Source organism: Polaromonas sp. P3_B1 (assembly GCF_056402935.1).
The window spans coordinates 1-24,599 of the sequence record NZ_JBFUGK010000033.1 but is presented as its reverse complement, the minus strand read 5'-3'; the positions used below and the strand labels follow the sequence as shown (position 1 = coordinate 24,599).

The window sequence follows — 24,599 nt, the reverse complement described above, 5'->3', positions numbered from 1 at the left end:
CCCCGGTCATTGGAAAAACGTGGCCTGGAAACATGCAGGGTGTGCACGGTTCTGGGTCACGCAGTGAGAAAATTTTCGGCATAGTGGCACGCAACCTGCCGGTCCGCCACCTCGCGCAGTTGCGGCCTTTCGGCGCGGCAGCGGTCGGTGACATGCGGGCAGCGGGTCGAAAAGACACAGCCGGTGGGCGGGTTCAGCGGCGAGGGCAGCTCGCCCTTGAGCACGATGCGCTGGCGCACGCCGGTGCTGCCCGCCAGGCCCGGCGTGGAGGCCAGCAAGGCCTGGGTATAGGGGTGCAGGGGTTTGTTGAAGAGGGCGTTCTTCTCGCCCTGCTCAACTGCGTGGCCCAGGTACATCACCAGCACATCGTGGGCGATGTGGCGCACCACACCGAGGTCGTGCGAGATGAACAGGTAGGCCAGCCCCATGGACTGCTGCAGGTCGGCCAGCAGGTTCAGCACTTGGGCCTGGATGGAGACGTCCAGTGCCGAGACGGGCTCGTCGGCCACCACCACGGTCGGGTTGAGCATCAGCGCGCGCGCAATCGCGATGCGCTGGCGCTGCCCACCCGAAAACATGTGGGGGTAGCGGTCGTAGTGCTCGGGGCGCAGGCCCACCATGGCCAGCATGGCGCGGGCCTTGGCGGCGCGCTCTTCGGCGTTCAGGCTGGTGTTGATCTCGAGCGGGGCTTCGAGGATGGCGCCGATTTTCTTGCGCGGGTTCAGCGAGCCGTAGGGGTTCTGGAACACCAGCTGCACGGCTTTGCGCAGGCCCTTGCGTTCTTCCTGGGCGCCGTTCACCGCATCGATGCCGGTGATGGTCAACTCGCCACCGGTCGGGGTTTCAATCAGCGAGACCATGCGCGCCAGGGTCGACTTGCCGCAGCCCGACTCGCCGACGACGGCCAGCGTCTTGCCGGCATGGACCGAGAAGGACACGCCGCCGACGGCCTGCAGGTGGTCGGACTTGCGCATGAAACCGCGGCGGATCTCATAGACCTGCCGCAGGTTTTTGGCTTCGACGACGGGGCCGGTTGGCAGCGTGGCCGGGGTGACCGGAGTGGTGATGGCGGCGGTGCTCATTGCGCGGCCTCCATCAGCGGGGTGTCGTGTTCGATATTGGCCTGCCGGCTGGGATCGCCCAGCGGGTAGTGGCAACGCACCATGCCGTCCTTCCAGGCGCGCAGCAGCGGACGCTCGTTGCGCGAATGCTCGGTGGCATAGGCGCAGCGCGGGGCGAACAGGCAGCCCTTGGGCCGGTCGTAGAGGCCGGGCACCATGCCGGGAATGGTCGCCAGGCGCGCACTGCCGTCGCTGCGCTCGGGCAGGGCCGACAGCAGGGCTTCGGTGTAGGGATGCTGGGGCGTGTTGAAGAGGGCGTGGGCGCTTTGCTCTTCCATGATCTGGCCGGCATACATCACCGCGATGCGCTGCGCCATTTCGGACACCACACCCATGTTGTGGGTGATCAGCACCAGGGCCATGCCGCGCTCCTTTTGCAGGCTGCGCAGCAGGTCCAGGATCTGCGCCTGGATGGTCACGTCCAATGCCGTGGTCGGCTCGTCGGCGATCAGCAGGCGCGGGTTGCAGGCGATCGCCATGGCGATCATCACGCGCTGGTTCATGCCGCCGGAGAGCTGGTGCGGATAGGCCTTCAGGCGGGTTTCGGGCGAATTGATGCCGACCTGCTCGAGCAGCTCGATGGCCTTGCGCGTGGCGGCTTTTTTGTCCATGCCGAGGTGCAGGCGCAGGGTTTCGGTGATCTGGAAGCCGATGGTGAAGCAGGGGTTCAGGCTGGTCGTCGGTTCCTGGAAGATCATGGCCACGTCTTTGCCGATGAGCTTGTTACGCTCGCCTTGCGACAGCTTGAGCAGGTCGTGGCCGGCAAAGCGCAGCTTGTCGGCCTTGACGCGGCCGGGGTAGGCCACCAGGCCCATCAGGGCCATCATGGTGACGCTCTTGCCGGAGCCGGATTCGCCGACGATGCCCAGGACTTCGCCTTCCTCGAGCGACAGGCTGATGCCGTCGACGGCGTGCATGACGCCGTTTTGCGAGGGGAACTCGACGGAGAGGTTTTCTATTTCTAGGAGAGCCATATTTAGTTACTCCCCCTTCTCGGCTCACTTCGTGTAGCCGGATCCCCCCTCCGGGGGCAACAGCTGCGGCCCGGCAAAGCCGGTTCCGCGCTGTTACTTGCGAAGAGGTTCATGAGGGGTGTGTGGGTCTTTCTCATCGTTTAAGTTTCGGGTCGAACGCGTCACGCAGTCCGTCGCCCAGCAAATTGAAGGCCAGCACAGTGATCAAAATTGCGAGGCCGGGGAAGGTGACCACCCACCAGGCGCGCAGCACGAATTCGCGGGCATCGGCCAGCATGGTGCCCCATTCGGGGGAAGGCGGCTGCGCGCCCAGGCCCAGGAAGCCGAGGGCGGCCGCGTCCAGGATGGCGGTGGACACACCCAGCGAGGCCTGCACGATCAGCGGCGCCGTGCAGTTGGGCAGGATTTCGCTGAACATCAGGCGGATTCGGCTGGCGCCGCTCATGCGCGCGGCCGTCACGTAGTCGCGCGAGGTCTCGGCGATCACTGCGGCGCGCGTGATGCGCACATAGTGCGGCAGCACCACGATGGCCACGGCCAGCATGGCGTTCATCAGACCGGGGCCGAGGATGGCCACGATCACGATGGCCAGCAGCAGGCTGGGCAGGGTCAGGATGATGTCCATCAGGCGCATCACCGCGATCTCGAAGATGCCGCGGAAAAAGCCCGCGAGCAGGCCCAGCACCGTGCCGACGATGACCGAGAGCGCCACCACGGCCAGGCCTATGACCAGCGACAGGCGGGCGCCGTGCATCAGGCGCGAGAGGATGTCGCGGCCGATGGCATCGGTACCCAGCGGGTAAGTCCAGGAGCCGCCCGCCTGCCAGGCCGGCGGCTTGAGGAAGACTGCGTTGTTGGTGATGTTGGGTGCATGCGGCGCCAGCAGCGGCGCGAACAGCGCGACCAGCAGCACGCCAATGACGATGGCCAGGCCGATGACGGCGCCGTTGTTGGCGCTGAAGTAGTTCCAGAATTCGCGCAGCGGGTGCGGCGGCGCGGGCGCGGTAGCGGGTTTCAAGGTGGCCGTGCTCATCGCTGGTGCCTGATGCGTGGGTTAATGATGCCGTAGGTGATGTCCACCAGCAGGTTGACGGCCATGACGATGGCGCCCAGCAGCAAGATGCCGCCCTGCAGCACGGGGTAGTCGCGGCGGCTGATGGCTTCGATCAGCCACTTGCCGACACCCGGCCAGGAAAAGATGGTTTCAGTCAGGATGGCGCCGGTGAACAGCACGCCGACCTGCAGGCCGATCACGGTGACCACCGGGATCAGCGCATTGCGCAGCGCATGCAGGGCCACCACACGCAGGTTGGAAAGCCCCTTGGCGCGCGCGGTGCGGATGTAGTCCTCGCCCAGCACCTCCAGCATGGCCGAGCGCGTCATGCGCGCGATGACCGCCAGCGGATTGGTGCCCAGCACGATCATGGGCAATATCAGGTGCGAGGCCGCCGACAAGAACGCGCCCTTGTCGTCCGACAGCAGCGAGTCGATCAGCAGGAAACCCGTGGTGGGCTCGATGAAGTACTGCACCGACAGCCGGCCCGAGACCGGCGTCCAGCCCAACTCCACCGAGAACAGCAGGATCAGCAGCAGGCCCCACCAGAAGATCGGCATGGAGTAGCCCGTGAGGGACACCCCCATGACGCCGTGGTCGAGTATGGAGTTTCGCTTGACCGCTGCCAGGATGCCGGCCGGTATGCCGATCAGCAGCGCGAACAGGATGGCGCACAGGGCCAGCTCGATGGTGGCCGGAAACAGCGTGAGGAATTCGCGCAGCACGGGCTCCTGGGTGATCAGCGACTTGCCGAGGTCGCCCTTGAGCACGCGGCCTATATAGATGCCGTACTGCACCATAACGGGTTGGTCCAGGCCGTATTCCTTGAGCAGCTGGGCATGGCGCACCGGATCGATGCCGCGTTCGCCCGCCATGGTTTCAATCGGGTCTCCCGGCACCATGCGGATCAGGAAAAAAGCCAGCAGCGTCATCCCCAGGAAGGTGGGAATGACCAGGCTCAGTCGGGTAAAAATAAAGCGCAGCATTATCGCGGGGTGTTAAACGCAAAACGCGGGATGCTAAAACACCATTCAGCGCGGGCAGGGGAGTTTGCGTCGCGAAAGCGACAGGAGGAGCGCGCGGAAATTTCCGCCGCCCCGGTCTTCAAATGCAGTGGCATCAACATGGGATCTTGTCTGGTCTAGTCAGGCCCGGGGCAGTGCCGCGGGGAATTTTTTATCTTAGCAACGTTAGCATCATTTTTCGGCGCTGCCGCAACCGGCGGGCTACCTAGTAACCCTATGGCATCAGCACACCTACAGTTACGCTTTCGGCGCTAATGAAGCGAGCCTCGCAAGGCAAAGTCCTGATGCAGGATGCGTGCCAGAGGAAGGTGGCGTGCCGGGGTGCAGCCAGAAGTGCGGGTGCATGCGCGCACAAAAAAAGGCCGGTGAAAACCGGCCTTTGGGTATCGGCAAAAACCGATTACTTGACGTGCTTGCCGATCAGGCCAGCCATCTCGAACATCGACACTTGCGCCTTGCCGAAAACGGCGCGCAGTTTTTCGTCGGCGTTGATCATGCGCTTGTTGACCTTGTCTTGCAGGCCCTTGGATTTGATGTAAACCCACAGCTTGCTGACGATCTCGGTGCGTGGCAGAGGCTTGTCGCCCACGACGGCCGCCAGTGCTGGGCTCAAGGTCAGCGCTTTCATGAACGCTGCATTGGGCGTGCGCTTTTTGGCGGGCGCTTTTTTCGCTGCTGGCTTTTTGGCCGCAACCTTCTTGGCGGGAGCTGCTTTCTTCGCGGCTACCTTCTTGGCTGGGGCTGCTTTCTTCGCAGGAGCCTTCTTCGCTGGAGCTGCTTTCTTCGCAGCTACCTTCTTTGCCGGTGCAGCCTTTTTAGCAGGCGCTTTTTTTGCCGGAGCTTTTTTTGCAGTTGCCATGATTGATTTTCCTTCTAGAAGTTGATAAATCACCACACGGATAACTACTTCCTTGTGGCAATGCGGATGCTACTGGAGAAAAACGCAGTTTCCTAGGGGAAAACGACTTTATTTGCGCCTGGATGTTGCAGATTTACCTCTGAAAATCAGAAAAACGCCCATGAGGATCACGCCGCAGGCAGCCCATTCGCCCTCTGTGACGGGCTCTCCGGCGAAAAAAGCACCCAGGAAAATCGCGATCAAGGGGTTCACAAAGGCATAGCTTGTGGCCACCGCGGGCGACGCATTGGCCAGCAAATACAGGTAGGCGCTGAAGGCGATCAGCGAGCCGAACACCACGAGGTAGAGCCAGGCGAGCAGCGCCTCGGGCTGCGCCGGCCAGTTCGCGGCGGCCACGCGATGCTCACCCAGTGCGAGAGAAATCAGCATCAACACCGCGCCACCGCACAACATTTCGCTCGCGAAGCCGGCGGGCCCGCTGGCCAGCGGCAGCCGCGTGGCCGAGAGCACCGAGCCCAGGGACCACATCAGCGTCGCGGCCGCGATGCAGGCCAGGCCCACGGGCGCCGCGCCGAAGCTCGCGCCCCGCACCAGCATCAGCACGCCCGCCAGCCCCACCACCATGCCGAGGAACTCCAGCCGGCTGGGCCGCTGGCCCAGCAGCAAGCCCCAGGCCGACACCAGCATGGGCACGATGGCGATGAAGGTGGCGATCAGGCCCGAGCCGATATGCACTTCGGCCGAGGCCGTCAGGCCCATGCCTCCGCCCAGCATCAGGGCGCCGATGATGGCGGCGTTGGCCCATTCGCGCCGGGTAGGCAGCTTGTGGCCGCGCGCGAGTACCCAGGCCATCAGCAATATCCCGGCAGTCAGGAAACGCGTGCCCATCTGGAAGAACGGCGGAAAGCTGATCAGCGCGAAGCGGATCGCCAGGTAGGTTGAACCCCACACCAGGTAGCAGGCGAGCAGGGCGGGGATCAACAGCGCCGGCGCCTTGCCGGCGGCGGGGGAGGAGAGGGTGATGGAAGTCATGCCGGGATGTTAGGTTGCCGTACCAGCTCAAGCCATGCAAAATTAACGGCAAAACCGCAACCCGCCTTTGAAATTAAAGCTTGAAACCCACTATGACCGAAACCACCGAATGGGATCACTACGACAGCCGCATCCTCGCCGAGCTGCAGCGCGATGCGCGCATCACCATGGCCGAGCTGGGCCGGCGCGTGCACCTGAGCCAGCCGGCGGTGACCGAGCGCGTGCGCAAGCTTGAACTGGGCGGCGTGATCAAGGGCTACCGGGCCGAGGTCGACCTGAGCCGTCTGGGCTACGGCATACGTGCCATCGCCCGCGTGGGCAGGGTCGAATACGCGCGGGTGGTCAAACTGATCGAGCAGACGCCCGAGGTCATCAATGCCTACAACGTCACCGGCGAGGACAGCTGGGTGCTGGAGATCGCGGTGATCGACGTGGCCCACCTGGACGCGGTGGTGACCAAGTTCTGCATCCTCACGGAGACCTCAACGTCCATCGTGCTCAACGCGCCACGTGAAAACGCCGTCGTACTGCCGGCGCGGCGTGAGGACATCAAGCCGGTCATCAAGAAGGTCACCGGGAAATAGGCCCATCGGCCAAGCCGCCACCCATACCAGCCAGGGCCGCGGAACCGGCTTTGCCGGGCCGCAGGCGCAGCGCCCCCTCGGGGGGCAGCGCATTACACGGAGCCGAAGGCGAAGTGAAAAGCGTGGGGGCTAACCCCTTATGCCTTTGTAGAGCATGTAAGCCGCGAGCACATAAAGGATGCTCGCAAACACCCGCTTGAGCTTGCCCACCGGAAGGTTGTGCGCGGCCTTGGCGCCCAGCGGCGCCGTGAGGAAGCTGCACACGGCGATCACCAGCAGCGCCGGCAGCCAGATGTAGCCGAAGGAGTTCTCCGGCAGGTTCTGCACGCTCTGGCCGCTGATCACGTAGCCCAGCACATTGGCCACCGCGATCGGAAAGCCCAGCGCCGCCGAGGTGGCCACCGCGCTGTGGATGGCCACGTTGCACCAGGTCATGAAGGGCACGCTGATGAAGCCGCCGCCCGCGCCGACCAGGCCTGACAGAAAGCCGATGAAACCGCCGGCTGCGAACTGGCCCGCTGTGCCCGGCATCTGCCGCGTCGGCTTGGGTTTTTTGTCCAGGAACATCTGCGTGGCGGAAAAGCTCACGAACAGCCCGAAGAAAATTGCCAGGTAGGAGCCCTTGAGCAGCGCGAACACGCCCAGGCTGCCGATGATGCTGCCGATCACGATGCCGGGCGCCAGGCGCTTGACGATGTCCCAGCGCACCGCGCCGCGCTTGTGGTGCGCGCGCACGCTGGAGATGGAGGTGAAGATGATGGTGGCCATGGACGTGGCGATCGCCATCTTGACGGCCAGGTCGGGCGCCACGCCCCGGTTGGACATGATGATGGTGATGAAGGGCACCATCAGCATGCCCCCGCCTATGCCCAAGAGGCCCGCCAGAAAACCGGTGCCCACGCCCAGCAGGGCCAGTTCAACAATCAGGAGGGGTTCAAGCATCATGAGGCGTCAGGAATGTGCCGCAGGCCTTGCGCGCTTCGCGAAAAGCGCGGCGGTGCGGTGAGGTTGAAGTGAGTGGGAGTGAGGGACGGGAAGCGGGGGGCGCAAGGCGATAGCGGAATAAGGTGTCTGCGAGTGCCACTGGACCGTCATCCTGAACCGGGGTTCAGGTGGGCGAGGGCAGTCGGGTTTCGGGTTCGTCTGACGCGAGACGATCACACCTGCCGGACAATTTACCAAGCCCGTGCTCGTAGAGCATTGGTTCAAGGAAATATAAAGCCCAATACGCATCGCAGACGTCTTCATTGTAGGCCTTTGCGGCCTCGCGCGGGGCGATATGAAGCGATCTGCTGTGGGATGTGGGGGCAAGGGCCGCGAGCGGCGCGCGCCAGGCTTCAAAGCAGGCGGCCGTCTATGCCCAGGGCGATGTCCAGACGCTGCAGCAGGGCCGCGAGCTGCGGGCTCTCGTCGTTGCCCGTGCCCGGTGATTGAGCAGGCGTGGCCGCCGGTGCGGGAGCCGCTCCTGCCGTGCGCTCGGGAAGTTCGAAGGCCAGGTTCAACGCCGCCAGCACGGCGATGCGGTCGCGCGCCTTGATCTTGCCCGCATCGCGAATCCGGCACATGGCCATGTCGACCCGGTTGACCGCGTCCAGCATGCGCGCGTCGCCGTTTTCGGGGCAGCCCAACAAATAGCTTTGGCCCATGATCTGTACTTCGAGCTGCTTCATGACTCGCTTCCCGCGGTGGTTTTATGGCCATGGCCGTTGCTTTCAGGCAGGCGCTCGAGCAGGGCATCCACGCGGGCGCGGGCCGCGCCCAGGCGCGACTTGAGGGAGTCGCGCTCCTGCGTCAGCAGGCCGACCTGCTCTGCCAGCAGTTCGTTGGTGCGCTGCAATTCCTCGTAGCGCAGCAAGAGCCGCTCGACGCGTTCGGTGATCTGGTCGATTTGGGTTTGGTTCGCCATGGCAGCCCGATTGTAGGGTTTGCGGCCCGCCCTGTGGAAGGGCCGCGTAGAATCGGCCCTGTTGGTGCTCGCGGTGTGGTTCACACGCCGCAGTTCAACGGGAAGCAGGAGAGCGTCAAAGCCACGCGTGCCGGGTCAAACCCGAACGCCGGCGCCCAGACCTTCAACCTGCGCTGCCCCCGCAACGGTAAAACGGACGAATGTGTTCCCCAGGCTTCATGGCCGGGGTGCATTCAGCTTTCATCATCAGCCACTGAGCGCCTTGAACAAGCGTTTGGGAAGGCGATGGAGGCGGCTCCGTCAGCCCGGATACCGGCCAACAAGGTGAACGCGCACGTCCAGTCCCTGGACTGGGTGTTTGTGACGCTCATACGCCGGCGGGGAAGCCGGTGAGGGCTTTTTGCTGACTGCTTGATTCATGAAAATTGCTCCCCACGCACGCCTTGCCGTGCTCCCGATAGCGCTGGCCGCCGCATTCCCGCTGGGCTTTCTGGCGGCCTCTCCCGCCCAGGGCCAAACCGCGGCGACGCCATCCGTCGTTGCCCCGCAACTCAAAGAGATGGTTGTAAGCGCAACGCGCAGCGCCCAGCCGATCGGCGATGTTGTCGCCGACGTCACCGTCATCGACCGCGAAACCATTGAGCGCGCCGGCCCGGTCGGGCTGGCCGACATCCTGGCGCGTGTGCCGGGCATACAGATCACCCGCAACGGCGGCACAGGCGCCAATACCAGCGTGTTCGTGCGCGGCGGGGAAAGCCGCCACACCCCCGTCTTCATCGACGGCGTTCGGGTGGAGTCGCAGGCAACCGCCGGCGGCGCTTCCTGGAGCAATATTCCGCTGTCGCTGATCGACCGGATCGAGGTCTTGCGCGGCCCCAGCAGCGCCGTCTACGGCTCGGACGCCGTGGCCGGCGTGATCCAGATCTTCACCAAGCGTGGCGAAGGCTCTTTCTCGCCCTCCGTGTCGGTGGGCTACGGTTCCTACAACACCAGCCGGGTCGAGCTCGCCGCCAGTGGCTCGGCGGGCGCGTTCGATTACGCGCTGGGACTGAGCCAGGGGCAAAGCGACGGCTTCAACGCCCGCACCATCGCGGCGCAGAACCCCGATGCCGACGGCTACAAAAGCCTGGGCGCCAACGCCAAGCTCGGTTTGCAGCTCAATCCCGACCACCGCATTGAAGCCAATGTGCTGCAGAGCCACACGGACTCCCAGTACGACGGCGGCCCCACCCGCGACTACCGCCGCATCGCCGACCTGCAGACCCTGGGCCTGCAGTGGGAGGCCAAATGGTCTGACCGCTACAGCACCAAGCTGGCTGTCACCCAGGGCACCGATTCGGGCGAAGAGGGCCTGAACGGCTCGACGCCGCAAATCTCCTACGACAAAAGCACCATCAGCACGCTGCTGTTCCAGAACGAATACCGCCTGGGCGCCCACCTGCTGAGCGCCGCGCTGGAAAGCCGGCGGGACGTGTTCCGCCTTGTCGGTTCCTCGGCCATACCGGGGGGCGCGAGTGTCCTCAACAAGGACCGCTCCCTGGACGGCGTCAGCCTGGGCTACGGCTGGACCGGCGGCGCGCACACCGTGCAGCTCAATGCCCGCCACGACAGGGACAGCGAATTCGGCGGCAAGACCACCGGCTCCGCGGCCTATGCCTTCGCGTTCACGCCGCAGTGGAAGGCCTCCGTTTCCGCGGGCACCTCCTTCCGCGTCCCCACGCTGTACCAGCGTTTCAGCGTCTACGGCACCTCCACCCTCAAGCCCGAATCCGGCCGCAGTGTGGAAGCAGCGCTCAAATACAGCCAGGGCACATCGCAGTACGGCGTCACCGTGTACCGTAATCGCCTGACCAACCTGCTGAGCTTTGTCACGGGCAACGGCCCCTGCATCAACGGCGGCCCGCCGATCGTGCTGTCCAACCGCGGCTGCTATGCCAATACCGCGCAAGCCCAGTACACGGGGCTGACGCTCACGGCGGCGGAAACGCTGGGCAATGTCCGCATCCACGGCTCGCTCGACTTGCAGAACCCCAAGAACCGCATCACCAACCGCACCCTGCAGCGCCGCTCGCGCCAGTACGGCACGCTGGGCGCCGAAATGCCATTGGGAGGCTGGCAATTGGCAACCGACCTGGTGATGGCCTCGCACGCGTTCGACAGCGATGCCAGCAACGTGGTGCTGCCCGGTTATTCCGTCGTGAACTTCAGCGCCACGACGGCGCTGTCGCGCGACTGGAAGCTGACGGCCAAGCTGGACAATCTCACCGACAAGGTCTACCAGACCGCCAACACCTATGCCTCCGCCCGGCGTACGCTGTATGTCGGTGTGACCTGGGCACCGCGTTAAACCTGAGGCCGTCCATGCAACAAGCCGTCCGCTGTCCCGCCATCCTCGTCGCCGCCCCGGCCTCCGGCCAGGGCAAGACGACGGTCGCCTGCGCGCTGGCGCGGCTGCATGCACGCCAGGGGCGGCGCGTGCGGGTCTTCAAGTGCGGCCCGGACTTCCTGGACCCGTGCTGGCACGCCCTGGCCAGCGGCGCGCCGGTGTACCAGATGGACCTGTGGATGACCGGTGAGGCCGATTGCCGGGCGCGCCTTTATGAGGCTGCGCAGGAGGTGGACCTGATCATTGTGGAAGGTGTGATGGGCCTCTTTGACGGCGAGCCCAGCGCGGCCGACCTGGCGCAGCGCTTCGGCCTGCCGGTGCTGGCGGTGGTGGATGCCTCGGGCATGGTGGCGACCTTTGGCGCGCTGGCCTTTGGCCTGCAGCACTATCGCCCCCACATGCCCTGGGCCGGGGTGCTGGCCAACCGCGTAGCCAATGCCCGCCATGCGGCCATGCTGCAGGCCAGCGTGGCGCCCGAGCAGTGGCTGGGCGCGGTGCTGCGCAATGCCGCCATGAGCCTGCCCAAGCGCCACCTGGGCCTGACCGTGGCCGCCGAGGTGACGGATGCCATGGAGCGCCTGGACGCCGCGGCCGACGCGCTGGCCGACACGCCGCTGGGCCAGATGGGGCTGGAGGATTTGCAGTGCTGGGCGGTGGATTTCGCGGCCCCTGAGGCCTGTGCGCCCCTGGTGCCGGCACTGCGCGGCAAGACGATTGCCATCGCGCGCGACGCCGCCTTCTGTTTTATCTACGCCGCCAATATCGACACTCTGCGCGCGCTGGGCGCCGAACTGGTATTTTTCTCGCCGCTAGCCGACGCGGCGCTGCCCGCCTGCGACGCCCTGTGGCTTCCCGGCGGCTACCCCGAGCTGCATGCGGAGGCGATTGCCGCCAACACCGCGCTGCGCGGCAGCCTGGTAGCGCACGTCGCAGCAGGCAAGCCCGTATGGGCCGAGTGCGGCGGCATGATGGCGCTGTTTGACACCCTGGTCACGCTGGACGGCCGGCGCCATGCGCAATGGGGTGTGTTGCGTGGCGAAGTGGTCATGCAAAAGCTGCTGGCCGGCCTGGGCCCGCAGCAGCTGGCGCTGGCCGGCGGCACCTTGCGCGGCCACACCTTCCATTACTCGACCACGGCCACGCCTTTGCAGCCCGTGGCCCGCACCTCGCGGCCCGGCACCACACCCGCGCCCGACGCGGGCGAGGCCGTGTGGGAGCATGGCGCGGTGCGCGCCAGTTATTTCCACGCCTGGTTTCCCTCTTGCCCCGAAGCCGTGGCAGAACTGTTCAGCGCGCCCGCCGGAGTGCCCGCATGAGCGCCGACCTGCTGCATTTCGAGCCCGGGCCGCAGCGCATCGTCTGCCTGACCGAGGAGACCACCGAGTGGCTCTACCTGCTGGGCCAGGAGCGGCGCATTGTGGGCATCTCGGGTTACACCGTGCGGCCCAAACGCGCGCGCGACGAGAAGCCGCGCGTCAGCGCCTTTTTGAGCGCCAAGCTGGACAAGATCATGGAACTGCAGCCCGACTGCGTGCTGGGCTTTTCGGACCTGCAGGCCGATATTGCCTCGGACCTGGTCAAACGCGGTGTGCAGGTCACCATCTTCAACCAGCGCAGCGTGGCCGAAATTTTTTCCATGCTGTTCCAGCTCGCGGCCATGGTGGGCGAAGCGGAGCAGGGCGCACAGCGCATCGCGCAGATGCAGGCCGGCCTGCGCGCCATGCAGGCGGCCGTGGCGGCCAGGGTGGCCGCCGGCGCGCGCCGCCCCAAGGTGTTTTTTGAAGAGTGGGACAGCCCGCACATCAGCGCGATCCGCTGGGTGTCCGAGCTGCTGGGCATCGCCGGGGGCGACGATTGTTTCCCCGAACTCGCGGCGCAGTCTCTCGGCAAGAACCGCATCATCGCGGATGGCGCCGAGATCGTCCGCCGCAACCCCGACATCATCCTGGGCTCCTGGTGCGGCAAAAAATTCCGGCCCGAGAACGTGGTGGCGCGCGAGGGCTGGAGCGCCGTGAATGCCGTGCGCCACCAGCAGCTGTTTGAAATCAAGTCGCCCGACATCCTGCAGCCCGGCCCGGCCGCGCTGACCGATGGCGTGCAAAAAATGCACGAAATCATCCTGCGGTGGATGGACGCAGAGCAGGCCGGAGCTTTCAAGCCATGAGCACGATGACGATCGCCAAAAGCGAGCTGGTCCTGGGCGGCCAGAAAAGCGGCAAGTCGCGTCGCGCCGAATTGCTGGCCCGACACTGGCTCACGCAGTCGCCAGGCCGCGGCGCGGTGATGATCGCCACCGCCAGGCCCTGGGACGAGGAAATGCGCGAACGCATACGCCGCCACCAGCAGGACCGCGCCGAACGTGTGCCCGGCATGGCGACCGTTGAAGAGCCGGTTCAGCTGGCCCAGGCCCTGCTGCGGCACAGCAGACCCGACACGCTCGTCGTTGTCGATTGCCTGACGCTGTGGCTCACCAACCTGCTGATGCCCGCGCCTGGCCTGGAGCTTGAAGCGCCCGCCCAGGCCGCGCGTGAACAGGTGGAATTGCTGGTCAAGGCCATAGTTTCCGCCCCCGGGCCGCTGGTGCTGGTCGGCAACGAAATCGGGCTGGGTGTCATACCCCTTGGCCGCGAAACCCGTGCCTTTGTCGATGCGCTGGGCAAGCTGAACCAGGATGTGGCTGCAGCCTGCCGGCGCGTGACGCTAATGGCGGCGGGGTTGCCGTTGACGTTGAAGGATTTTTCATGACGCGGCATCAACTCTGCGCTCTGCCGGGAAGCGAGGGGCCAGGCCGTTTTGCTCCGTGTCCCCCGCCCGCGTTGCGGGCTCCTCCTTTACCTGCGCAAAACGCCCTGGCCCCTCGCTTCCTGGCGATGGTGTGCCTTGCGTTGGTGTTCTGGTTCTCTGGTTCTGTGCATGCGCTGCAGCTGACCGACGACCGCGGCGCGACCGTCACGCTGCCCAGGGCGCCGCAGCGCATCGTGAGCCTGCTGCCTTCGCTGACCGAAACCGTCTGCGAGCTGGGCCGCTGCCAGAACCTGGTCGGGGTGGACCGCTATTCCAACTTCCCCGCCAGCGTGCAGAAGCTGCCCCAGGTCGGCGGCGGGCTGGACCCCAATATCGAGATGATCGTCGCGCTCAAACCCGATGTGGTGCTGCTGGCCACTTCCTCGCGCGCGGGCGACAGGCTGCAGGCCCTGGGCCTGAAAGTGGTGGCGCTGGAGCCTCGCAGCCATGCCGACGTGCAGCGCGTGATGCTCAAGCTGGGCCAGTTGCTGGAAGTGCCCGATGCCGCCCGCATCTGGCGCGCGATCGATGCCGGCGTCTCGGCCGCGGCCCAGTCGCTGCCGGCCAACGTGCGCGGCACGCGGGTCTACTTCGAGGTCAACCAGGGTCCGTATGCGGCAGGGGAGTCATCCTTTATCGGCGAGACGCTCACGCGGCTTGGCGTCAAAAACATCGTGCCGGCCAAGCTCGGGCCTTTCCCCAAGCTCAACCCCGAATACATAGTCCGCGCCAACCCCGACCTGATCATGGTCGGCCAGCGCAGCGCCGACGGCCTGCAGGCACGGCCCGGCTGGCAAAGCATCCGCGCGCTGCGTGAGCAACGCGTTTGCATCTTCCCGACCGAAGAGGCCAATGTGCTGGTGCGCCCCGGCCCGCGCATGGCTGAAGGCGCGCGCCTGATGGCCCGCTGTCTGACGGATAAGGCACCGGGAGCCAAACCATGATGCAGGCCCGCGTATGGTGGCTGGTGTGGGCCGGTGTGGTGGGCGCGCTGGCCCTGGTGGCGCTGGGCATCTGCGTGGGCAGCGCCGGGCTGGAAAATCTGATCGGGCCGCTGCTCAATCCCACGCAGGACCCGCCGCAAACCGCGATGGCGCAGCAAATCATCTGGCAGATACGCCTGCCGCGCACCCTGGGCGCCTGGGCCGCCGGCGCCTTGCTGGGCCTGGCCGGCGCGGTGGCGCAAGGCCTGTTTCGCAACCCGCTGGCCGATCCCTATTTGCTGGGCAGCGCATCCGGGGCCTCGCTCGGTGTGGCGCTGGCGCTGGCCGCCCTGGGCGGCGGCGCCGGCATGCTGGGCGGCAACATGATGAATGGCGGCGTAGCCGTCAGCGTGTTCTCCAGCAGCCTGTGGGTGCGCCTGGGCCTGACCGGCGCGGCCTTCCTGGGCGCTGTGTTCGCGGTGATGCTCACGCTGGTGCTCTCGCGCGGCGTGGGCCATACCCTGCGCCTGCTGCTGGCCGGCGTGGTGGTGGGCGTGGTGCTGGGCGCCATGACGCACCTGGTGCTGCTGTTCTCGCCCGAATCGCTGCAGGCCATGCAGGCCTTCATGCTGGGCTCGACCGCTTTTGTCGGCTGGACCTCGTGCATCCTCATGGCCAGCGTGTGGGGCGTGTGTGTGCTGGCCGCCTGGCTGCTGGCGCGCGTGCTCGACGGCCTGAGCCTGGGCGACGCCACGGCCGTCAGCCTGGGCCTGCCGGTGGCGCCCATGCGCGCGGCGCTGGTCGCGGTGCTGGCGCTGGCCACGGGCACCGCCGTGGCGCAGACCGGGCTGATCGCTTTTGTCGGCCTGGCCGCGCCGCACCTGGTGCGTTCCGTGGTCAAGACCACGCACGCCCACCTGATGCTGTTGTCCAGCCTGATGGGCGGCGTGCTGCTGATGGCCGCCGACACGCTGGCGCGCGGGCTGATGGCGCCGCAGGAGTTGCCCGTGGGCATGCTCACCGCGGTGCTGGGCGGCGGCTACCTGCTGTGGCTGATGCACCGCAGCAGCAGCCTGGGCGGAGGGCGCGCGGCATGAACATGGTGACGAATCCCATCGCCCTTGGCGCGCAGTCCATCGCGGCCAGCCTGGGCCATGGCGTGCAAAGGCAGCAGGTGCTGCACGGCATAGACCTGGATATCGCCGCCGCGCGCTGGACCAGCATCGTGGGCCCCAACGGCGCGGGCAAGTCCACCTTGCTCAAGGCCCTGGCCGGCGTGCTGCCGCACAGCGGCAGCGTCGCGCTGCTGGGCCAGCCCATGCACAGCCTGCCGCACCGTGAGCGCGCCCGCCAGCTGGCCTGGCTGGGCCAGAACGAAACCTCGGCCGATGATTTGACCGTGTGGGACGTGGCCATGCTGGGCCGATTGCCGCACCAGGCCTGGCTGGCGCCGCCCAGCGCGGCCGACCGTGCGGCGGTGGAGCAGGCCCTGCGCGCCACCCGCGCCTGGGACTGGCGTCAGCGCGCGCTGGGGCAACTGTCGGGCGGCGAGCGCCAGCGCGTGCTGCTGGCCCGTGCCCTGGCGGTGCAGGCCCAGGTGCTGTTGATGGACGAACCGCTGGCCAACCTGGACCCGCCGCACCAGGCCGACTGGCTGGACGTGGTGCGGGCCCTGGTGGCCGAGGGCAAGACCGTGGTCAGCGTGCTGCACGAGATCACCATGGCACTGCAGGCCGACAGCCTGGTGGTGATGGCCGAAGGCCGCGTCACCCACCAGGGCCCTTGCGCCGACCTGGCCACCCACCGGGCCCTGGAAGATGTCTTCGACGGGCGCATTGCCGTCCACCCCTTGCAAGGGCAGTGGATAGCATTGCCCAAAGTTACCCAACCTCCCAAGAGGGCTCCCATGCAAATTGAAACCCCACCTTCGGCCACCCCCTACGAAAAACCCACCGGCGAGCGCCGCGGCCTGATCCTCATCAACACCGGCCACGGCAAGGGCAAAAGCACGGCCGCCTTCGGCCTGGCCCTGCGCGCCCACGGCCGCGGCAAGGCCGTCAAGGTCTACCAGTTCATGAAGGTGCCCAGCGCGCGCTTTGGCGAGCACCGGCTGTTCGAGCAACTGGGCATTCCGATTGAAGGCCTGGGCGATGGCTTCAGCTGGAAGAGCCGCGACCTTGAGCATTCGGCCCAGCTGGCGCTGGACGGCTGGGCTCGGGCCGAAGCCACCATACGCGCCGGCGAACACTTTATGGTGGTGCTCGATGAAATCATGTACCCGCTGCGCTACGGCTGGATTCCACTGGAAACGGTATTGACTTGCCTGCGTGAACGTCCGCCACATGTGCACGTGGTGCTGACCGGCCGCAATGCGCCGGCCGAGTTGGTGGAGCTGGCGGATACCGTTACCGAGATGACGCTCATCAAACACCATTTCAAAGCCGGCGTCCCGGCCCAACGTGGCATCGAAGACTAGAGCCATGTTTTCCTCCGCTTCCCATTCGGCCAGGCGCCTGCTGCCTTCGGTGTCGGCCCTGGCAACCCTGGGGCTGCTTTCCGGCTTCGCGGTGGCGCAGGGCACGCAGCCGGTATCGCGCATCGTCACGCTGGCGCCCTCGCTGACCGAGGCTGTGTGCGCACTGGGCCACTGCGCGCAGCTGGTGGGCACGGATCGCCATTCCACCTGGCCCAATTCGGTGCAGGTGCTGCCCAAGGTAGGCGGCCTGGAAGACGCGCAGATAGAACGCATCGTCACCCTGCGCCCGAATATGGTCCTGCTGGGCCCGCGCAGCCGCGCCGGGGAAAGGCTCAAAGCCCTGGGTGTGCCGGTCATGACCTTTGACGCCCGCACCCATGCCGACCTCAAACGCATGCTGCTCAAGCTGGGCGACACGCTGGGCGAGCCGGCGCGTGCAAGCGAACTGCTGGCCCGCCTGGAGGCCGAGCTCGACGCCGCAGCCGCCCGCATGCCCGCCGCCCTGCGCGGGCGCAGCGTGTATGTGGAAGTGGGGTCGGGTTCGTCCGCCGCCAGCGACAAAAGTTTTATCGGCGAGACCGTCGCCAGGCTGGGCCTGGTCAACGTGGTGAGCGGCGATCTGGGCCTGTTCCCCCGCATCAACCCCGAGCTGCTGCTGCGCCGCCCGCCCGACATCATCATCGGCCCGCGCGCCACGCTGTCCAACCTGTCGGACCGCCCCGGCTGGAGCACGCTGCCCGCGGTCCGCCAACAGCAGCTGTGCCTGCTGGACACCGAGCGCATGGACCTGCTGTCGCGCCCCGGCCCGCGCCTGGGCGAGGCCGCGCAAATGCTGGTGGAGTGCCTGAGTGCGCTGCCACCCCGTTAATTTTTTCAACCGAGACACATACATGCAAACCCGAAAAATCCCCGCCACCATCGTCACCGGCTTCCTGGGCAGCGGCAAGACCACGCTGCTGCGGCATTTGCTGGCCAATGCGCAGGGCCGCCGCATCGCGGTCATCGTCAATGAGTTCGGCGAGCTCGGCATAGACGGCGAGCTGCTGCGCGGCTGCGGCATAGGCTGCGACGAGAACGGCGAAGAAAACGGCCAACTCTATGAACTGGCCAACGGCTGCCTGTGCTGCACCGTGCAGGAAGAATTCGCGCCGGTCATGGAAAAACTGGCCGCGCGCCGCGATCAGATCGACCACCTGATCATCGAGACATCCGGCCTGGCCCTGCCCAAGCCGCTGGTGCAGGCCTTCCAGTGGCCCACGCTGCGCAACACCTTCACCGTCGATGCGGTGGTGACGGTGGTGGACGCGCCTGCGGTCGCCGCCGGCGACTTTGCCGACGACCCGATCGCCGTGGACGCCCAGCGCCGCGCCGACGACAACCTGGACCATGAATCGCCGCTGCACGAGCTGTTTGAAGACCAGCTGGCCACGGCCGACCTGGTGGTGGTGCACAAGACCGACGGTTTGACCGCTGCCCAACTGGCCGGCGTGGAAACCGCGATCCGTGCCGAGACCGCGCCCGGCGTCAAGCTGGTGCAGGCCCAGCACGGCCGCATCGACATCGGCGTGCTGCTGGGCCTGGAGCGTGCGGTGGAAGACGTCATCGACCAGCGCAAGACCCACCACGACGAGGAAGAAGATCACGACCATGATGCCTTCGATTCGGTGCAGGTGGCGCTGGACGTGCCCGGCCGCGAGGCGCTGCTGGCCGCCTTGCGCGGCGTGGTGGAGCGCCATGAGATTTACCGCGCCAAGGGCTTTGTGGCCTTGCCCGGTTCGGCCATGCGCCTGGTGGTGCAGGGCGTGGGCACACGCTTCGACAGCTACTTTGATCGCCCCTGGCGCGAAGGCGAAGCGCGGCAATCACGGCTGGTGCTGATTGGGTCTGAGCTCAATGCGGCAGTCTTGCAGGCCGAATTGAACGAAGCGCTGGCAATGTCCGTCGCGGCCTGAATCCAAATGCACGCTGAAGCTTTACGCTCGTGGCGGGCACAGGCCGACGGGGCACTCTGCTCCGCGGCTGTCCTCCGCCCTGCGGGCTCCTCCTTGATGCCGCTGCGCAGAGCGCCCCGTCGACCTGCGCCAGGTGCGGCTTGGCTGGTTCAGCCTTACCTGGTGAAGTAAAAAATGCATCTACTCTCCACCCGCCCCGGCGGCCACGTTGAAGACGGTGGCCAGGGTGTGGTGCGCGTGGAGCAGACGCCGGGCGACATTGTGGTGCTCAGCGCGGCCGACACCACGCTGTCCCTGCTGGCCGATGCGGCGCAGCAGTTGCCCGCCGGCTTTCCCTCGGTGCGCCTGGCCAACCTGATGTGGCTGCGCCAGCCCGCCTCGGCCGACATGTATGTGGACGAGGTGCTGCAGCATGCGCGTGTGGTGGTGATAGACCACCTGGGGGCCGCCAGCGACTGGGCTTATGTGGTGGAGCAGGTGCGCGAGCTGGCGAGTGCGCGCGGCCAGTGGCTGGCCTTGTTCTCGGGCGATGCCGCCGAAGACCTGCAGCTGCTGCTGCGCAGCACCGCCCCGCATGAAGACTGCCGCGAGCTCTGGCGCTGCCTGCGCGAAGGCGGCCGCGACAATGCGCGCACTTTTTTTGAACTGATAGGCCATGCCGCCTTCGGCCTGGGCCCGCGCCCCGCGCCGCCAGAAGTGCTGCCGCCCGCCATGGTCTACCAGCCGCTGGAAGCCGCTCCTTGGCGAGACGGCGCACCCGCCGCGCTGCTGGTGTTTTACCGCGCCCACCTGCAGGCCGGCAACACGGCGGTGTTTGACGCCATGCTGGCCGCACTGAGCGCTGAGGGCCTCAACACCGTGGCCGTGGCGCTGGATTCGCTGAAGAACCCGGCCAGCCTCGCGCTGCTGCGTTCGCTGGCCGCTGAACACGGCGTGGGCGTGGTGCTCAACGCCACCAGCTTTGCGATTACCGCACTCGATGGCGACGACGTGGACAGCGTGCAGGGTGCGCAGATGGAAGCCCTGGCCGGCGACGCCCCGGTGCTGCAGTTGATCACCGCGGGCTGCTCGCAGGAACAGTGGCAGGCCGACCCGCACGGCCTGGCACCGCGCGACCTGGCGATGCAGGTGGTGCTGCCCGAAGTGGACGGCCGCATAGGCACACGCGCCATCAGCTTCAAGGGCCTGGCCTGGCGCTGCGAGCGCACCGAGGTGGACGTGGTGCGTTACCAGCCCGAACCCGAACGCATGGCTTTTGTGGCCGAACTGGCACGCCGCTGGTGCGCGCTGCAGGGCAAGCCCAACGACACCAAGCGCATCGCACTGGTGCTGGCCAACTACCCCAATGACGACGCTCGCCTGGCCAACGGCGTGGGCCTGGACACCCCGGCCTCCACCGTGGCCTTGCTGCGCGCCATGCGAGAGGCAGGCTACGCGACGGGTGAATTGCCCGAAGGCGGCGACGCCTTGATTGCAGCGCTGGTGGCCGGTATCACCAACAACCTGGAGGCCAACGATGTGCGTCCTGCCGGGCAGAGCCTGGCCATGGCGGACTACCTGCAGGATTTCAATCGCCTGGACGCGGCCAGCCGGGATGCCGTCAACGCGTTATGGGGCCCGCCCGGGCAGGACCCCATGGTGCGCAGCGGCCGCTTCATGGTCTCCGGCCATAGATATGGCAATGTGTTTGTCGGTATACAGCCCGCGCGCGGCCGCGACCTGGACCTAGTGGCGACCTACCACGATGCCGACCTGGTGCCCACGCACAACTACCTGGCGTTCTACTTCTGGCTGCGCCGCCAGTTTGCGGTCGATGCGGTGGTGCACGTGGGCAAACACGGCAACCTCGAATGGCTGCCCGGCAAAAGCGTGGCGCTGGGCGCGGCCTGCTGGCCCGATGCCATCCTGGGCCCGCTGCCGCACCTGTATCCCTTTATCGTCAACGACCCTGGCGAGGGCAGCCAGGCCAAGCGCCGCACGCAGGCCGTCATCATCGACCACCTGATGCCGGCGCTCACGCGTTCGGAAACCTACGGCCCGCTGCAAAAGCTGGAGCGGCAGATGGACGAGTACTACGAGGCCCTGTCGCTGGACCCGCGGCGCGCGCGCCGCCTGCGCGAGGACATCCTGGCGCATGTGCTTGCCGAGGGCCTGCATGCTGACCTGGGTTTTGCCAAACCCGCCGACGACGCGGGCCGCGAGGCACTGCTGCAGCGGCTGGATGCTTACTTGTGCGAGATCAAGGAATCCCAGATCCGCGACGGCCTGCACATCCTGGGCAGCTCGCCGCAGGGCCGCCAGCAGGTCGACACGCTGGTCGCGCTGGCGCGCTTTCCGGGCGGTGCGGCCGCCGGCCAGCGCAGCCTGCTTGCGGCGCTGTCCCAGGACCTGCAGCTCGAAGGCGTCGAGGGTTTTAATGCGTTGAGTCCCGAATGGTCAGCGCCGTGGAACGGCCCGCGTCCCGCCGTGCTGCAAGCGCAAAGCGATGACGCCTGGCGCCATGCCGGCCATACGCGTGAGCGCCTGGAACTGCTGTCCCGGCAGTTGGTGCAGGACTGTGTGATCCAGCCTGAAGATTCCGTTTGTAGCGATCCCGTTCGGGCAGAGCTTGTCGAAGCCCTTCGACAGGCCCAGGGCGAACGGAATCTTTGCTGGCCGAATACCGCCCCCGTGCTGCAGCGCATGCGCGCTGTGTTGTGCCCACGCCTGGACGCCTGCGGCCCACAGGAAATTGCCCAGTGCCTGCGCGGCCTGGCCGGCCGCTTCGTGCCGGCCGGACCCAGCGGTGCGCCGTCTCGCGGCCGGCCCGACGTGCTGCCCACGGGGCGCAACTTTTATTCGGTGGACACACGCGCCGTGCCCACGCAGACCGCCTATGCCATGGGCGCGGCCGCCGCCGAGCGTGTGGTCGAACGCCACCTGCAGGACCACGGCGAGATGCTGCGCTGCCTGGGCCTGTCGGTCTGGGGCACCAGCACCATGCGCACCGGCGGCGAAGACATCGCCCAGGCCTTCGCGCTGCTGGGCGTGCGGCCCAAGTGGGCCGACGGCAGCAGCCGTGTGGTGGACATCGAAGTGCTGCCCATGGCCATCAGGAACCGGCCGCGTGTGGATGTGACCTTGCGCGTTTCGGGCTTCTTCCGAGACGCCTTTCCCAATGTGATTGACCTGTTCGACACCGCAGTGCGTGCCGTGGCCGCGATCAGCGAAGAGGACGAGCCCGACGAAGTCAACCCGATCCGTGCCCGCGTGCGGCGCGAGGCGCTGGAGGCGCAAGCCAGGGGCCTGAGCGCCGAGGCGGCCGAGCGCGAAGCCAGCTGGCGGGTGTTCGGCCCGCGCCCCGGCGGCTACGGCGCCGGGCTGCAGGAAGTCATGGCCAGCGGCCGCTGGAGCGACGGCGCCGACCTGGCCCAGGCCTATCTGCGCGCCGGCGCCTTTGCCTACGGACAGGGCGGGCATGGCGTGGCCGCGCGGGGCAGCTTCGAGCAGCGCCTGGCTGGCCTGGACGCCGTGCTGCACAACCAGGACAACCGCGAGCACGATGTGCTCGATTCGGACGATTACTACCAGTTCCAGGGCGGCATGGCGGTGGCGGTGGCGCAACTCACCGGCGAGCCCGCCGCGCTGTACCACGGCGATTTCAGCGTGCCCGGTGCGCCGCGCATACGCACGCTGGGCGAGGAAGTGGCGCGCGTGGTGCGTTCGCGCGCCGTCAATCCCAAGTGGCTGGAAGGCGTGCGCCGCCATGGCTACAAGGGCGCATTCGAAATGGCGGCCACGGTGGACTACCTGTTCGCCTTTGACGCCACCACCGGCGTGGTGGGCGACCACCAGTACGCGCTGGTGGCTGAGGCCTATTTGCACGATGACACCAACCGCGCGTTTTTGCAGCGGCACAACCCCGGCGCCTTGCGCAGCATTGGCGAGCGCCTGCTCGAGGCCATGCGGCGCGGCCTCTGGGAAGCGCCGGGCGAGCACCGCGAACGCATTGAAGAGCATTTGCTGGCGCTGGAGCGCCGGCTTGAAGAACATGGAGAAGGACCCCTGGCATGAACCATCCTGAACTGAACATCCCTCTCGAGCCCGCTACGCGCGCGGCCTTTCCCTTCACAGCCTTGGTCGGCCAGCCGCAGTTGCAACGCGCGTTGCAACTGGCGGCCATAGACCCGGGCATAGGTGGCGTGCTGATCAGCGGCCCGCGCGGCACGGCCAAGTCCACCGCGGCGCGCGCGCTGGCGGCGCTCCTGCCCGGCGCGCCCTTTGTCACCTTGCCGCTGGCCGCCAGCCTCGAGCAGCTGGTGGGCACGCTCAATGTGGAAGACGTGCTGCGCGACGGCCGGGTGCGCCTGGCGCCTGGCCTCCTGGCGCGCGCCCACGGCGGCGTGCTGTATGTGGACGAGGTCAACCTGCTGCCGGATGCGCTGGTCGACGCCTTGCTGGACGCGGCCGCCAGCGGCGTGAACACGGTGGAGCGCGACGGCATTTCGCGCCAGCACGCCGCGCGTTTTGTACTGGTGGGCACCATGAACCCGGAAGAGGGCGAGCTGCGGCCGCAGCTGCTGGACCGCTTCGGCCTCTCGTTGGTACTGGCCAACCCGGTGGATGCCGCGCAGCGCAGCGCCATCCTGCGCGCCCGCCTGGGCTTTGATGAAAACCCCGAGGTCATGGGCGCGCAGCATGCGGAGCAGCAGCGCATTCTCAGCGCGGCGCTGGTCGCGGCGCGTGCCGCATTGCCGCGCCTGGCCTGGTCCGACGAGGTGCTGCAGCATGCGGCAGCCTGGGCGATGGAGGCCGGTGTGGACGGCATGCGCGCCGACCTGGTGATGCTGCGCGCCGCGCGCGCGCTGGCGGCGCTGGAAGGGCGCGGCGAAGTCACCCCGGCTGATGTGGATGCTGTGGCTGAACTCGCGCTGGCGCATCGCCGGCCTGAGGGCAGTGCGGCCCAGCCACCCGGTGCAAACGGTCAGGCGCCACAAACCTCGCAAGCTCCCGAACGGCCGCAGGAGCGGCCGCCCGCAGCATCCGCCCCGCAAGGCGACTGGGGCGCGCTGCCTGCCCAGCCCGAAGGCACGACCAAGGTCCAGGCGATAGCGGGGTGGCCGCCAAAAAAAGCCTAGGCCATCGCAGCCGCCGCCCGCGCAAGGGGGCCGGCAGCTGGCGATGGCCTCCACCGCATACGCCTCTCACAACAAGCGCGACGCCCGGTGCCAGGCAGCGCAGTGCCGCCATCGCCTGGCTGCCCACGGTTGTGGCCAAGGGACCGGTGCCGCTCAAGCGCGAGCACCTGCGCCGACAGCCCGTGGCCCTGCGGCCCAGCCGGCTGCATTGCATCGTGCTCGACACCTCGGGCTCCATGCGCCGGCACGGCCGCCTGGCCCTGGCCAAGGGCCATGCCGCGTTCATGATCGAGCAGGCCGCGCGCCTGGGCGATGAGGTGGCGCTGCTGCGCTTTGGCGGGCAGGGCGTGGAGCTGCTGCTGCCGCCCGGCCCCGCGCGCGCCGCCGGCAGCCAGCGCCTGCGCCC

Annotated in this window: 22 protein-coding genes, 1 pseudogene and 1 riboswitch; of the genes and pseudogenes, 14 read left to right on the top strand and 9 right to left on the bottom strand. The window is 67.1% G+C overall.

Translation table 11 applies throughout. The annotated features are described in order from the left end of the window. Positions 1-56: 56 nt before the first annotated feature. From AC1DXS_RS18110 to yedA, 6 genes are all read right to left on the bottom strand, one after another. On the bottom strand, positions 57-1,082 hold the full coding sequence (locus tag AC1DXS_RS18110; RefSeq protein ID WP_477738859.1) for a peptide ABC transporter ATP-binding protein: 1,026 nt from the start codon (positions 1,080-1,082) through the stop codon (positions 57-59). Further along, positions 1,079-2,095, bottom strand: coding sequence for an ABC transporter ATP-binding protein (locus AC1DXS_RS18105; protein WP_477738858.1), 1,017 nt, complete (start codon positions 2,093-2,095; stop codon positions 1,079-1,081). The genes AC1DXS_RS18110 and AC1DXS_RS18105 overlap by 4 nt, the downstream gene beginning before the upstream one ends. Positions 2,096-2,228: 133 nt before the next feature. Beyond that, positions 2,229-3,128: an ABC transporter permease subunit gene (locus AC1DXS_RS18100; RefSeq protein ID WP_477738857.1), complete on the bottom strand. Its 900-nt coding sequence runs from the start codon at positions 3,126-3,128 to the stop codon at positions 2,229-2,231. Further along, positions 3,125-4,135: an ABC transporter permease subunit gene (locus tag AC1DXS_RS18095; RefSeq protein ID WP_477738856.1), complete on the bottom strand. Its 1,011-nt coding sequence runs from the start codon at positions 4,133-4,135 to the stop codon at positions 3,125-3,127. Before AC1DXS_RS18095 ends, AC1DXS_RS18100 begins: the two co-directional genes overlap by 4 nt. 439 nt (positions 4,136-4,574) lie before the next feature. Next, a complete protein-coding gene (locus tag AC1DXS_RS18090) occupies positions 4,575-5,033 on the bottom strand; it encodes an SWIB/MDM2 domain-containing protein (RefSeq protein ID WP_122956824.1) in 459 nt (152 codons plus the stop codon). Positions 5,034-5,141: 108 nt separating this feature from the next. Further along, positions 5,142-6,065 carry a drug/metabolite exporter YedA gene (yedA, locus tag AC1DXS_RS18085; protein WP_477738855.1) on the bottom strand — a complete coding sequence of 308 codons (924 nt, stop codon included), beginning with the start codon at positions 6,063-6,065 and terminating at the stop codon, positions 5,142-5,144. A 92-nt stretch (positions 6,066-6,157) separates the two neighbouring features. Between yedA and AC1DXS_RS18080 the strand changes: the two genes are divergently transcribed. Next, on the top strand, positions 6,158-6,649 hold the full coding sequence (locus AC1DXS_RS18080; RefSeq protein ID WP_477738854.1) for an Lrp/AsnC family transcriptional regulator: 492 nt from the start codon (positions 6,158-6,160) through the stop codon (positions 6,647-6,649). A 129-nt stretch (positions 6,650-6,778) separates the two neighbouring features. Here AC1DXS_RS18080 and AC1DXS_RS18075 read toward each other — a convergent pair whose 3' ends face one another. The 3 genes from AC1DXS_RS18075 to AC1DXS_RS18065 form a co-directional block, all read right to left on the bottom strand. After that, positions 6,779-7,594 (bottom strand): sulfite exporter TauE/SafE family protein, encoded by an 816-nt coding sequence (locus AC1DXS_RS18075; RefSeq protein ID WP_477738853.1) that lies wholly within the window; start codon positions 7,592-7,594, stop codon positions 6,779-6,781. A gap of 392 nt (positions 7,595-7,986) precedes the next feature. Further along, positions 7,987-8,319, bottom strand: coding sequence for a cell division protein ZapA (locus AC1DXS_RS18070; protein WP_477738852.1), 333 nt, complete (start codon positions 8,317-8,319; stop codon positions 7,987-7,989). After that, positions 8,316-8,555, bottom strand: a complete 240-nt coding sequence (locus AC1DXS_RS18065) for a DUF904 domain-containing protein (protein WP_477738851.1) — start codon at positions 8,553-8,555, stop codon at positions 8,316-8,318. Before AC1DXS_RS18065 ends, AC1DXS_RS18070 begins: the two co-directional genes overlap by 4 nt. Positions 8,556-8,600: 45 nt before the next feature. Beyond that, positions 8,601-8,890: riboswitch (cobalamin riboswitch) on the top strand. Positions 8,891-8,973: 83 nt separating this feature from the next. Between AC1DXS_RS18065 and AC1DXS_RS18060 the strand changes: the two genes are divergently transcribed. The 13 genes and pseudogenes from AC1DXS_RS18060 to AC1DXS_RS18000 form a co-directional block, all read left to right on the top strand. Beyond that, entirely contained in the window at positions 8,974-10,902 is a 1,929-nt protein-coding gene (locus AC1DXS_RS18060) for a TonB-dependent receptor domain-containing protein (protein ID WP_477738850.1), read from the top strand. 14 nt (positions 10,903-10,916) lie between these two features. After that, the gene (locus tag AC1DXS_RS18055; protein ID WP_477738849.1) at positions 10,917-12,257 is read left to right on the top strand and encodes a cobyrinate a,c-diamide synthase; all 1,341 of its coding nucleotides are present in this window, start codon (positions 10,917-10,919) and stop codon (positions 12,255-12,257) included. Next, positions 12,254-13,105, top strand: a complete 852-nt coding sequence (locus AC1DXS_RS18050) for an ABC transporter substrate-binding protein (protein ID WP_477738848.1) — start codon at positions 12,254-12,256, stop codon at positions 13,103-13,105. Before AC1DXS_RS18055 ends, AC1DXS_RS18050 begins: the two co-directional genes overlap by 4 nt. Next, complete coding sequence (cobU, locus tag AC1DXS_RS18045; protein ID WP_477738847.1) at positions 13,102-13,686, top strand: bifunctional adenosylcobinamide kinase/adenosylcobinamide-phosphate guanylyltransferase; 585 nt, start codon at positions 13,102-13,104, stop codon at positions 13,684-13,686. The genes AC1DXS_RS18050 and cobU overlap by 4 nt, the downstream gene beginning before the upstream one ends. Before the next feature lie 125 nt (positions 13,687-13,811). Continuing rightward, positions 13,812-14,669 carry an ABC transporter substrate-binding protein gene (locus tag AC1DXS_RS18040; RefSeq protein WP_477738903.1) on the top strand — a complete coding sequence of 286 codons (858 nt, stop codon included), beginning with the start codon at positions 13,812-13,814 and terminating at the stop codon, positions 14,667-14,669. Further along, a complete protein-coding gene (locus AC1DXS_RS18035; RefSeq protein WP_477738846.1) occupies positions 14,666-15,745 on the top strand; it encodes a FecCD family ABC transporter permease in 1,080 nt (359 codons plus the stop codon). The genes AC1DXS_RS18040 and AC1DXS_RS18035 overlap by 4 nt, the downstream gene beginning before the upstream one ends. A 2-nt stretch (positions 15,746-15,747) precedes the next feature. After that, a pseudogene (locus AC1DXS_RS18030) lies at positions 15,748-16,527 on the top strand (ABC transporter ATP-binding protein); the annotation flags it as partial. 27 nt (positions 16,528-16,554) lie between these two features. Next, positions 16,555-17,124, top strand: a complete 570-nt coding sequence (cobO, locus tag AC1DXS_RS18025) for a cob(I)yrinic acid a,c-diamide adenosyltransferase (RefSeq protein ID WP_477738902.1) — start codon at positions 16,555-16,557, stop codon at positions 17,122-17,124. Between the two features lie 4 nt (positions 17,125-17,128). Next, positions 17,129-17,992, top strand: coding sequence for an ABC transporter substrate-binding protein (locus AC1DXS_RS18020; protein WP_477738845.1), 864 nt, complete (start codon positions 17,129-17,131; stop codon positions 17,990-17,992). 22 nt (positions 17,993-18,014) lie between these two features. Next, positions 18,015-19,076, top strand: coding sequence for a cobalamin biosynthesis protein CobW (cobW, locus tag AC1DXS_RS18015; protein ID WP_477738844.1), 1,062 nt, complete (start codon positions 18,015-18,017; stop codon positions 19,074-19,076). 174 nt (positions 19,077-19,250) lie between these two features. Next, complete coding sequence (gene cobN, locus AC1DXS_RS18010) at positions 19,251-23,129, top strand: cobaltochelatase subunit CobN (protein ID WP_477738843.1); 3,879 nt, start codon at positions 19,251-19,253, stop codon at positions 23,127-23,129. Next, a complete protein-coding gene (locus AC1DXS_RS18005) occupies positions 23,126-24,193 on the top strand; it encodes a magnesium chelatase ATPase subunit I (RefSeq protein WP_477738842.1) in 1,068 nt (355 codons plus the stop codon). The genes cobN and AC1DXS_RS18005 overlap by 4 nt, the downstream gene beginning before the upstream one ends. After that, on the top strand, positions 24,172-24,599 hold a 428-nt coding region (locus AC1DXS_RS18000; RefSeq protein WP_477738841.1), incomplete at its 3' end, for a vWA domain-containing protein. The genes AC1DXS_RS18005 and AC1DXS_RS18000, both read left to right, overlap by 22 nt.

What these genes read in the sequence shown, in the direction of transcription:
- AC1DXS_RS18110 (WP_477738859.1), bottom strand. Translation starts at nt 1,082, where the DNA reads ATGAGCACCGCCGCCATCACCACTCCGGTCACCCCGGCCACGCTGCCA.
- AC1DXS_RS18105 (WP_477738858.1), bottom strand. Translation starts at nt 2,095, where the DNA reads ATGGCTCTCCTAGAAATAGAAAACCTCTCCGTCGAGTTCCCCTCGCAA.
- AC1DXS_RS18100 (WP_477738857.1), bottom strand. Translation starts at nt 3,128, where the DNA reads ATGAGCACGGCCACCTTGAAACCCGCTACCGCGCCCGCGCCGCCGCAC.
- AC1DXS_RS18095 (WP_477738856.1), bottom strand. Translation starts at nt 4,135, where the DNA reads ATGCTGCGCTTTATTTTTACCCGACTGAGCCTGGTCATTCCCACCTTC.
- AC1DXS_RS18090 (WP_122956824.1), bottom strand. Translation starts at nt 5,033, where the DNA reads ATGGCAACTGCAAAAAAAGCTCCGGCAAAAAAAGCGCCTGCTAAAAAG.
- yedA (WP_477738855.1), bottom strand. Translation starts at nt 6,065, where the DNA reads ATGACTTCCATCACCCTCTCCTCCCCCGCCGCCGGCAAGGCGCCGGCG.
- AC1DXS_RS18080 (WP_477738854.1), top strand. Translation starts at nt 6,158, where the DNA reads ATGACCGAAACCACCGAATGGGATCACTACGACAGCCGCATCCTCGCC.
- AC1DXS_RS18075 (WP_477738853.1), bottom strand. Translation starts at nt 7,594, where the DNA reads ATGATGCTTGAACCCCTCCTGATTGTTGAACTGGCCCTGCTGGGCGTG.
- AC1DXS_RS18070 (WP_477738852.1), bottom strand. Translation starts at nt 8,319, where the DNA reads ATGAAGCAGCTCGAAGTACAGATCATGGGCCAAAGCTATTTGTTGGGC.
- AC1DXS_RS18065 (WP_477738851.1), bottom strand. Translation starts at nt 8,555, where the DNA reads ATGGCGAACCAAACCCAAATCGACCAGATCACCGAACGCGTCGAGCGG.
- AC1DXS_RS18060 (WP_477738850.1), top strand. Translation starts at nt 8,974, where the DNA reads ATGAAAATTGCTCCCCACGCACGCCTTGCCGTGCTCCCGATAGCGCTG.
- AC1DXS_RS18055 (WP_477738849.1), top strand. Translation starts at nt 10,917, where the DNA reads ATGCAACAAGCCGTCCGCTGTCCCGCCATCCTCGTCGCCGCCCCGGCC.
- AC1DXS_RS18050 (WP_477738848.1), top strand. Translation starts at nt 12,254, where the DNA reads ATGAGCGCCGACCTGCTGCATTTCGAGCCCGGGCCGCAGCGCATCGTC.
- cobU (WP_477738847.1), top strand. Translation starts at nt 13,102, where the DNA reads ATGAGCACGATGACGATCGCCAAAAGCGAGCTGGTCCTGGGCGGCCAG.
- AC1DXS_RS18040 (WP_477738903.1), top strand. Translation starts at nt 13,812, where the DNA reads ATGGTGTGCCTTGCGTTGGTGTTCTGGTTCTCTGGTTCTGTGCATGCG.
- AC1DXS_RS18035 (WP_477738846.1), top strand. Translation starts at nt 14,666, where the DNA reads ATGATGCAGGCCCGCGTATGGTGGCTGGTGTGGGCCGGTGTGGTGGGC.
- cobO (WP_477738902.1), top strand. Translation starts at nt 16,555, where the DNA reads ATGCAAATTGAAACCCCACCTTCGGCCACCCCCTACGAAAAACCCACC.
- AC1DXS_RS18020 (WP_477738845.1), top strand. Translation starts at nt 17,129, where the DNA reads ATGTTTTCCTCCGCTTCCCATTCGGCCAGGCGCCTGCTGCCTTCGGTG.
- cobW (WP_477738844.1), top strand. Translation starts at nt 18,015, where the DNA reads ATGCAAACCCGAAAAATCCCCGCCACCATCGTCACCGGCTTCCTGGGC.
- cobN (WP_477738843.1), top strand. Translation starts at nt 19,251, where the DNA reads ATGCATCTACTCTCCACCCGCCCCGGCGGCCACGTTGAAGACGGTGGC.
- AC1DXS_RS18005 (WP_477738842.1), top strand. Translation starts at nt 23,126, where the DNA reads ATGAACCATCCTGAACTGAACATCCCTCTCGAGCCCGCTACGCGCGCG.